General features: G+C 73.1%; 3 protein-coding genes. 1 reads left to right on the forward strand and 2 read right to left on the reverse strand.

Annotation, left to right across the window (positions count from 1 at the left end):
• On the forward strand, positions 1-921 hold a 921-nt coding region (locus FDZ70_07520; GenBank protein TLM73687.1), incomplete at its 5' end, for a hypothetical protein.
• Between the two features lie 18 nt (positions 922-939).
• Here the strand turns inward: FDZ70_07520 and FDZ70_07525 are convergent.
• Together FDZ70_07525 and murJ are read right to left on the reverse strand one after the other, a co-directional pair.
• A complete protein-coding gene (locus tag FDZ70_07525) occupies positions 940-1,641 on the reverse strand; it encodes a glycosyltransferase (GenBank protein TLM73688.1) in 702 nt (233 codons plus the stop codon).
• Positions 1,634-3,415: a murein biosynthesis integral membrane protein MurJ gene (murJ, locus tag FDZ70_07530; protein TLM73689.1), complete on the reverse strand. Its 1,782-nt coding sequence runs from the start codon at positions 3,413-3,415 to the stop codon at positions 1,634-1,636. The genes FDZ70_07525 and murJ overlap by 8 nt, the downstream gene beginning before the upstream one ends.
• Positions 3,416-3,819: the final 404 nt, after the last annotated feature.

The following is a 3,819-nucleotide window of genomic DNA, read 5'->3' on the forward strand; positions in this document are numbered from 1 at the left end:
GACGCACGCGCGCCGAGGGCCGCCCGCCCGCCGTCCGCTCCGTCCGGCTCGGGAGGCATCACACGCGTGTACAACCTGCGCTACCACATCGCATCGCTCGTGTCGGTGTTCCTCGCGCTGGCGGTCGGGCTCGTGCTCGGCACCGTCGTGGTGGAGCGCTGCATGCTCGACGCGCAGAAGACGACGCTCGTCGGCAGCCTGACGAAGGACTTCCAGTCCATCTCGGCCGAGAACAAGACGATGCGCACCGAGGTCGAGGCCGTGCGCGGGTTCAGCGACGCGACCGTGGCGTACATGGTCGATGGGAAGCTGCGCGGGCGGACGGTCGTCCTGCTCACGACGCCGGCGCGTAGCGACGCGCTCGCAGCCGCGCAGGGCGCCGTGAAGGCGGCGGGCGGCGTGGCCGCGGTGGTGACGCTGCGCGAGGAGCACGCGGGGCTCGAGGACGCCGCGACCGCCGAGCGCGCGCGGTCGCTCACGCGCTCACGCGACGTGACCGACACCGGCGAGCTCGAGAGCCGCATCGCGTCGGCGCTCGCGGCCGAGTGGACCGGCGAGGGTGACCGGCCGGCGACCGAGATGCTGAAGTCCGTGGGAGCGATGAGCGTCGAGGGCCTGCCGGCGGGCGTGGCCGTGGCCGGCGTGGTGCTCGTGGCGTCCTCGGAGGCGACGGTCGAGCCGGTCGCGCTCGAGATCGCGATCGCCGCCGCGGCGCGTGGCGTGCCCGCCGTGGGCGTGGAGGTCACCGGCCAGGAGACGCGGGCCGCGGACGCGGCGTCCGAGGCGGGCCTGGCGGCGGTGGACCACGCCGACCTGCCCGACGGTCTCCTGTCGCTCGTGTGGACGCTTGCCGAGGGCGCCAAGGGCCACTACGGGCTCGACAAGGGCGCGACGGCGCGCTTCCCCGAGCTGCGGCGGTAGCGCCCGGCGGTCTTGACGCTACGAACGCGGGCGGCGCGGTGCGAACACGAGCCCGAGCAGCGTGAGCGCGACGTCGACGAACTGCCGTGCGCGGTGGGCGAAGCCGGAGGCGTCGCGACCGGTGGCTGCGTGCGACATCGCGACCGGCACCTCGGTCACCACGAGCCCGGCGCGGCGCGCGCGGACGGTGAGCGCGGTCTCGACCCCGTAGCGTCGTGCGAACGGCGTGCAGGCGGCCACGGCTGCCGGGTCGAGGGCACGTTGGCCCGAGAGCGGCGCTCTGGCGCGGAACCCGCGGCCGAGCACGAAGATGCCGCAGCGGGCGAGGCCCTTCACGAGCCCGAACCCGCCGGAGCCCGGCGGCTTGGGCAGCACGCCGACGGTCATGTCCGCCTCGCGCGCGAGCACCGGCTCGACGAGTGCGGCGGCCTCGGATGCGGATGGGCCGAGGTCGGCGTCGAGGAGCAACAGGACGTCGTAGTCCTCGCCGAGAGCGGTGAGGCCGGCGTTGAGTGCGGCGCCCTTGCCGCGGTTCTCGGGAAGCGTCACGACTTCAGCGCCCGCCTCCGCGGCGAGCGCACCGGTGCCGTCGGCCGATGCATCATCCACGACGATCACGCGTGTGATGCCCTCGATGCCGCGGATCGCGGAGACGGTGCCGACGATCGCGGCGGCCTCGTCGTGCGCGGGCACGAGCGCCACCACGCGCGCGTCACGCATCGGGTTCCTCGGGGTCCATGTCGGGTGCGCGCTGAGCGCGGGACGGCACGAGCTTGCGGCGCAGGAGCGCGGCGGCGGACGCCAGCTCGTGCACCCGGAGTGCGGCCGCGATGCCGTAGGTCACCGCGAGGCCTGCGACCCCTCCGCCCGCGGTCTGGAGCAGCGCCCCGGACACGCCTCCGGCCAGCGGCGCGAGCAGCCGGGCGGCGCCCCACGCCGCGACGGCGCCCGCCGCGGCCGCCACGGCGACCTTCCCGAACGTGAGTCCGACGTCGGGCAGCTCGTAGTCGCCGACGCGACGCCTCAGGATGGCCGCCAGCGCGACCATCGACAGCGCGAAGAAGACGGCGTCGGCGATGGGGATGCCGTCGAGCCCGAGGCCGGCCCATCCGGCGGCGCCCGTGGTCAGCAGGAAGTACAGGCCGATCTGCACGCCGGTCAGCACGAGGTTGACCGTCATCGGCGTCTTCGTGTCCTTGAGCGAGTAGAACGTGCGCAGCAGGAACATCGTGGCGGAGTAGAAGACGAGCGCCACGCTCCACCAGCGCAGCGCCGAGGCCACCGGTCCGACCGACGCGGCGTCGAACTCGCCGACCTGGTAGAGCCGCACGAGCGGCGTCGCGAGCGCGATCATCGTCGCGGCCATCGGCAGGATGAGCACGGCGGTGCTGCGCAGGCCGCGCGCGACGTCGCGACGGAACGCGCCCCAGTCCTGCCTGCCGGCCGCGTCCGACAGCTCCGTGAACAGCGCGGTGGTGAGCGATACGGCGAGGATGCCGTAGGGCAGCTGGTAGAAGGTCCACGCGTACATGAGGCGCGCGGGCCCTTCCGGCGAGACGGCGAACGCCGACGAGTTGCGGACCGAGACGGCGACCATGTTCGTGGCGACGTACACGATCGTCGGCAGCGCGAGCTTCGCCATGCGGCGGATGCCGGGGTCCTTCAGGTCGACGCCGAACTCGTAGCGCCAGCCGGACTTGAGCAGCGACGGCAGCTGCACCAGGTACATCACGGCGACGCCGGCGGTGGTGCCGCCGGCCAGGATGTAGAAGGCGAGCCGCTCGTTGTCGCCCACGACCGCCGCGTACACGAACAGCGCCGCGATGACCACGACGTTGTTGAAGACGGGCCCGAGCGCGACCCACAGGTACCTGCGGTCCGAGTTGAGCAGGCCCGAGACGACCGAACCGGCCCCGTAGAGCATGATCTTGATGGCGAAGATGGCGAAGAACGCCGAGGCGATCGGGCGGACGCTGCCGGCCTCGGCGGACCCCATGCGGAAGGTCTGGGTCCAGATGAACGGCTCGGGGAACAGGATGCCGACCACCGCGATCGCTCCGAGGCCGAGCACCGCGAGGTTGAACAGGTGGCTCGCGAACCGCCAGGCGCGCTGCTCGCCCTCGTTCGAGCGGATCTCCATGAAGGTGGGGATGAACAGCGAGGAGATAATCCCGCCCACCACGAGCTCGTAGATCATGTTCGGCACGTTGTTGGCGACGCTGTACGCGCTGGCCATCGCAGTCGCGCCGAGGGCGTAGGCGGTCGCCCACATCCGCACGAAGCCGGTCACGCGCGACAGCGTCGTGGCCACCGACATGGTGGCGGTGGAGCGGGCGACGGACGGCTTGGAGATGGCGGCGCTCCTCGGTCGGACGGCGGGTGTGCGGGCGCGTGCACGAGGCGAGCTCGCACCCCGATTGTAGCGAATGGGGAGCGGGGCGCCGCGGCGCGGGTCCGGCGTGGGTCCGGCGGCGCGCTCGGCACGCTGCAGCACCCGGTCGGGGGGTCTGCGCGTCGGGTGGCGTCACATACGACGTCGCCGGCGACGTCGTATGTGACGCCACCACCCGGCAGAGACCCCGGCGCGGGCCGCGCGGCGCGTGCGCTATACTCCCATGTCGGGCTCCCTCCACGCGGCACGCACGTCACTCGAGCCGCACCGTCGCAGCCCGTCCCCCACGAACGACCCGTCCGTGCCGACGCACGCCCGAGGGAGACCGGCGGCCGCATGCGCAGGGTGTTGCCGATACTGCTGCTCGCACCAGCCGTGGTCGCCGCCGCCGCGCTCTTGGGGTGGGGAGGCCGTCCGGACACGGCGCAGATCGTCGCCGAGGTCCGCTGGCAGATCCTCGCCGCGTACCTGGCGTCCACCGCAGTGACGTTCGCTATCGCCGAGGT

Source organism: Actinomycetota bacterium (assembly GCA_005774595.1).
Classification (GTDB): domain Bacteria; phylum Actinomycetota; class Coriobacteriia; order Anaerosomatales; family D1FN1-002; genus D1FN1-002.

Excerpts from the sequence above, each read along its gene's own strand:
- FDZ70_07525 (TLM73688.1), bottom strand. The coding sequence starts at position 1,641 with ATGCGTGACGCGCGCGTGGTGGCGCTCGTGCCCGCGCACGACGAGGCC.